This window comes from Bacteroidota bacterium (assembly GCA_037133915.1).
Classification (GTDB): domain Bacteria; phylum Bacteroidota; class Bacteroidia; order Bacteroidales; family CAIWKO01; genus JBAXND01.
Window position 1 is genome coordinate 1 of record JBAXND010000098.1, and the last position, 5653, is coordinate 5653.

The window sequence follows — 5653 nt, forward strand, 5'->3', positions numbered from 1 at the left end:
GCGAGGTGGTCAATTTGAACCGGCGCACACTGGATATTTAGAGCGTTTTTTCCATATTGATTACCTGCAACTGGTAAGCAACAGTCGTAACGGAATGAACCGGGAACAACAAGTTGGCGATATTGCCCGCCGTTTGAAAAATATTGCAAAGGAAACCGGGATAACCGTAGTCCTGTTAAGCCAGTTATCCCGCGATAAATTGCGCCCCCGTCCGTCATTGCCACGCCTTAGGGATTCCGGGCAAATTGAGGAAGCCGCCGACCAGGTAATTTTCGTTTACAGGCCGGAATTTTACGGAATTGAGTATTTCAATGAGCCGTTTGAAATGACACAGACTAAAGGAAAGGCCGAGATCATCATCGCTAAAGGGCGCAACATTGGGATAACGGCTTTCATTGTCAACTTTGACTTTGAGCATACCGAGTTCACCGATTACGATTCCTTTGAAGCCAATCCGGTGCAATTAGAAAGTCCATGCAAAATGAAATGTGAATTTTGATTTAGTCAAAGTAAAACCGAGTACTAACCAATAATAACGCCTATGAATAAAGAAAAACTTTTGAGTGACCAACGTCACAACTTGAAGAGCCTTGCAGATATTTATAGAATGGGGTATCACACATTTCTTCGAAATGTAAAACCAATCCACAGCCAGCTATACCCCGAAGGAATGAGAAACAGGGTTCTTACACCCCGCCAAGTGAAATTTATTGTTGAGCATCTGGGACTGCCATAGCAGTCACACACTAATTTTTATTACGCACTTCGTTCGCCAATTTTTGAGAAGTCAGGACGTATTTGACAGTTTCGTGTAATAGGACAAAAAAAAAGAAGCCCCGCAGGACTTCTTTTTTTTCTATCGAACAAATTTTACTTTCTTACAATTTTAAACGTTTTCGATTTGCCTGATTTTTCAATTTCAAAAAAGTAAATCCCGGCAGGTTGTTCTGACAAATCCACATTAAACATTTGCGAAAGGTCATTCTTTTCACGAATACGTTGCCCTGTAGTATTAAATACTTTTAAATTTATCCCCCCTTCGCTAATGATATAAACCTTACCATCTGTTATACTTGGGAAAATACTAAGTTTTTCTAAGGATGTTTCCGCAATACCTGATACAGCAATATCAAATGTAATTACACCCGGATTTCCGTTTTCTGCAATATTTGTTATTGGCTTACTTGTAGGTGAACTATTCCATGCCAGCGATCCCGGTAATGTCGCATCTGTGAAACTTGTCGTACTTGTAGTGCCTGGGTATGTATCATCACTCTGTGTTGTAGGATCAATATCGCCATCTGCCTCTTCAATGTCAAATCCTTGATGCAGTGAGTCAGCATTTAAATCGTTACTGGCTAAATGGGCTTGTATGTAGTTATCATCTACATGGTAAATTAGCATTCCATGACCAGGAATTGAATCATCAAAACTAACAAACTGTCTATTTTCAAAAAGAAAATACTCCCCGTTAACTGCCGACTTAATATAATATGCTACACTATCTTCCGCTGCATTTGTCATTGTTATAGTCTGTGTAGATGTTATTTCAACGGGTTTAAACCAATTAAGCATTTTTTTACTGTAAGGATTATGATTGGCGGGTACTTTATCTCCACCATTAGAATTCCCCCCTGCCATTACATCCCAACTTCCTGTTCCTTCACCTTGTCCGCTTGTACCGTAATCCGTATCATAATAATCTGGCAATCCAATTGAATGACCAAATTCATGACAAATTGTTCCAATACCACCCAAGTCACCATTAATAAGCTCATTTGAACAAGCGTATTTTGACACATCAACTCCATCCAAAGTAACAGTTGTGATAGTAGATGCATGCGGCCAAATGTCATCAGGATTGCCGCTGTTAGCTTCGCCTTCTCCGGCATATATTATATAAACAGCATCCACTTCTCCGTCACTGTCATTATCAAAATCATTATAATCAACATCGGCATTTGCGGCATTCACGGCTTCAGTTATAAGTTCTCCAACATTTGCATCGTCACTTGGCGTATTACTTCCATAATATACTGCATTGTGCGCTGCTGTATATGGGCCAACAACTGTCGTAGCTACATCAAGTTTTCCAAATGAATTTTCGTAATGATAATCATTGAAACTACCAATGCCATTATAACCAACCTCATTCATCATGCTATCTATATCTGCCTGAGCATTGGTAAATGCCCTGTCTGGAAATTGCATAAGGATAACCAGAAAATTTGGATTTCCTGATGGGGGAAATCCGGATTTGCTACTTTTTGTTTTAAAACGATAATTCTCAAGTTTTGCCTTAATTTGAGAATTGCTAAATTCAAGTCCTTTGCTTATAGAACTTAAAAAAACATTTTCTGCTGCACTCCGCTGTCCTTCATTGTGTGCAGTTACATTTGATGAAACAAGATTTCCATTTATATCCTTTATTGCATAAACATAGTATTTGTCCGTTCCACACAGTAGCGTATAACCATCTGTATTTTCAGCCCAATGGATAACACGATCTCCTTTCAATTTCAACGTTATTGTACTGCCATCGGGTTGAGTGTAAACCACAGGCTTTACTCTTGCAGGAATACCATTTCCTGACTGAAATTTCAAAATACTTGTCTTCTGTGCCATTGTAGGCAAACCTGAAAGTAAAAACAGGCCACAAGCCATTAAAGTCAATAATTTGTAAAAATTCCTCATGACATTTTCTTATTTAGTTTGAGATTAGATTTTATTGTTTAAACGTTCTTGTATTTGTGCATCACTATATTTCAATCCTTTTCCAATTTTCTTTAGAAACTTCAATTCCATTTTTTTCCGGGCATCAGGGTTATGTGCAATCTTTCCTGACAAAATTAGATTTCCTTTACAATCCTTTTTTCCATATTCCCATCCCTTTGTAACAGCATTCGAAAGTAAAGTATAACCATCTGAAGTTTCAGCCCAATGGATATTTTCATCACCTTTGAGTAGAATTGTAGTGACTGTCCCGTCAGGTTGTTTATATTCAATTGGCTTATCAGAAGCCTGTACACGATGTTCTTGAGCATGAAGTACTGGCATCCCTATAATTACCAAGAACAAATAAGAAAAAAAGAATTTGGTCATTTTATGTATCAATTAACAGGTTTGTAAACTTCTGTTTTCATATACTTTCTTAGTTCCGCAGTAAGCAATGTTATTTTTGCTTGAGGTATTTCAAATTTTTGTCCACCTTGTACCATTATCGTTACTGTTGATTTAGCAATATCCTGACCAATTATCCAGTAATATGCCCCTGCACCTAATTCCTCCCCACCAATCAGTGTAATTGTTTCATTCATTAATCCTACGCCACAACCTGGTGCATCAGGTGCTTTTGTCAAACTTGCTGCTCCGCTAAATACAACCATACGGCCTAAAGGATCAAAGCAAAAATATTTATCCTTATTAAAATCAAATGCAAGCACAATTTCGCCACCGGCCATTGGTAAGTTGGCCAAATCAGGCTCAGAAATAATGCCGTTATCATCGGTTATAAGGTCACTGTATCCCGGCATAATCACGGAATAGGCCGCTGACGACTGAATAATGTACCATCCGGGAGTAAATGCCCCGGTCTGTGCGTTACCATTCAATTGAAGGATAATCAAGACCGCTGAAAGTAAAAACATTTTTTTCATAAACATAGATTTTAGATAAGTAAATGATGATTCTAACCGCTGAGTAATATATCTCAAACTTGGTGTGAAATTAATAACTTTTTAATATGTGTGTTAAAAATTAACAAAAATATTCCCTCTTTATTCACGTTCACTCAAATTCCATTGCCCTAAAAAGGTTGCCTAACCTTGCCACTTGTGTTATAACTGGAGGAATTGCATACCACAGAAGGGTATTGTATTAAATTTTTTCAAGAGCACTTTCAATTAGCTTTTGTTCGTCCATAGAGATTGAATAAAAATTGTAAATATTTGTGTCAATGTCATTTTCCAAACGTTTCAATTGTCTTTCATAGAAAGTTTGATCGCTTTCCGTTTTAGCAGCAATATAAGATGTTTTAACTTCGATAATTTTTTCAACAATAGAAGCAATTTTATTTATCTCCATTTGGCTCTGGGGCACATGAATTGGAATTTCCAATAAAGGCTCTTTGTCCACTTGGAACTGGCTACCTTGCATTTTCCCTTTTTTCAATAACCAAAATTTTACCAATTTTGAATTAAATAAGCCACAAAGATATTTCATATTGAGCCTTGCGGTTTTTATTACATTAAATGACATCATCACATATGCGGGTTTGTCGGTGTAACAAAAGAGTGGCTCTGCACATTTTCTTACCGATAGTATTTTTTCGCCTTTATTAAAAAACTGCTCTGTGCGAGGCCAATGAAGGTGATAATACTTCATTTTGCCTTGCTGGGTTTCTCGTCTTTCGTCAAGAACATTTTTAAATTTAGTTAAGTGTTTAATTATATTTGACAACCCTTTAACTTCATTATTTTTAGTAAGGTAAATTAATTCCTTTTTATTATTTGGGTTCAGGTAGTATTTTCCTAAATCAGATGGCTCAAACATGGGTTTAATAAAGTCTTTTTCTATAGTGGACAAGCTATTGAAATAACCTTTCGGAACGACAAATATTGGATCACCCGCATTAATATTGTATTGATTAACAATGTGACTTGGAATCTTTTCAAATGACTTTTTAGACAATACATCTGCATTTGGAACAATTCCTTGAGCAACCTCTTTCTTTTCATCAAGTTCAAAATTTCTTTTTATTAAAATTTTATCTAGTATTGCATCAATATTTGCTGCGTCAAATTTTATAAATTTATCTTTCAATTTAGATTTCGATATAGTGGGATATTCAACAGATGAGCATTTACAGTTTTTTATATTGCATAAATCTTCAGCAACATCGGAAGTATTTAGCCTTCGACCTTTAAAATGTTGATGTAATATTTCATAGTTATCAAATGAATTATTTTTGGATAATAAAATAATCATTGTTTGAATTGATGCATTAGTGAAAACCATGTAATCTTCAAAATCAATAAGAGCTTCAATTTTGCAATCTTCCAGTATTTTATTTCTAAGTATACTTGCGCCAGCATTGGAAACCCAGTTGTTAGGAACAATATACCCCAAATAACCATCTTTCTTTAACAAATCAATGCCATAGCAAACAAAAAAATACCACAAATCCATCTTACCTTGAAAGTACTTTTTTAATTTTCCAAGTTTTACATTTTCAAAGGTTTCTTTACTTGTATATTCTTTAACATAAGGAGGGTTCCCGATAATTACGTCAACCCCCCCTCGTAGTTTTATTTTGGGAAGATTGTCCAAAAAATCAAAAGGGTATAAATGCTTAAAATCACATTGGTCAAACAAATCCTTTTGCTCCTCAATTTCCTTTCCAATTAAACTATTGCCATGAAAAATATTATGGTTAAGATTTGGAAGAATTGCCACACTTAACAGGTTATCCTTTTGTGTGATCGTTTCTTGAGTTTCGTCTTCAAGCATTTTCAAAAAAAGACTAAGCTGTGTTACCTCCACCGCCTGTGGATCTATATCATTGCCAAATATATTATTAATTAGAATGTTTCTCTTTTGTTTGGAGAATACGCGCAAACTGGTCCCCTAGTTCCGCGTTAAGCTGACCCCCTTT

Annotated in this window: 5 protein-coding genes; 1 reads left to right on the forward strand and 4 read right to left on the reverse strand. The window is 36.0% G+C overall.

What is annotated here, in order from left to right; all coding sequences use genetic code 11:
- On the forward strand, nt 1-499 hold a 499-nt coding region (locus WCM76_16600; GenBank protein ID MEI6767252.1), incomplete at its 5' end, for a DnaB-like helicase C-terminal domain-containing protein.
- A 371-nt stretch (nt 500-870) separates the two neighbouring features.
- On the opposite strand, the gene WCM76_16605 is transcribed toward WCM76_16600, so the two are convergent.
- The 4 genes from WCM76_16605 to WCM76_16620 form a co-directional block, all read right to left on the reverse strand.
- Nucleotides 871-2694, reverse strand: coding sequence for a M6 family metalloprotease domain-containing protein (locus WCM76_16605; GenBank protein MEI6767253.1), 1824 nt, complete (start codon nt 2692-2694; stop codon nt 871-873).
- 24 nt (nt 2695-2718) lie between these two features.
- Entirely contained in the window at nt 2719-3102 is a 384-nt protein-coding gene (locus WCM76_16610; protein ID MEI6767254.1) for a hypothetical protein, read from the reverse strand.
- 8 nt (nt 3103-3110) lie between these two features.
- Entirely contained in the window at nt 3111-3656 is a 546-nt protein-coding gene (locus WCM76_16615) for a hypothetical protein (protein ID MEI6767255.1), read from the reverse strand.
- 220 nt (nt 3657-3876) lie between these two features.
- A complete protein-coding gene (locus WCM76_16620; GenBank protein MEI6767256.1) occupies nt 3877-5508 on the reverse strand; it encodes an Eco57I restriction-modification methylase domain-containing protein in 1632 nt (543 codons plus the stop codon).
- Nucleotides 5509-5653: the final 145 nt, after the last annotated feature.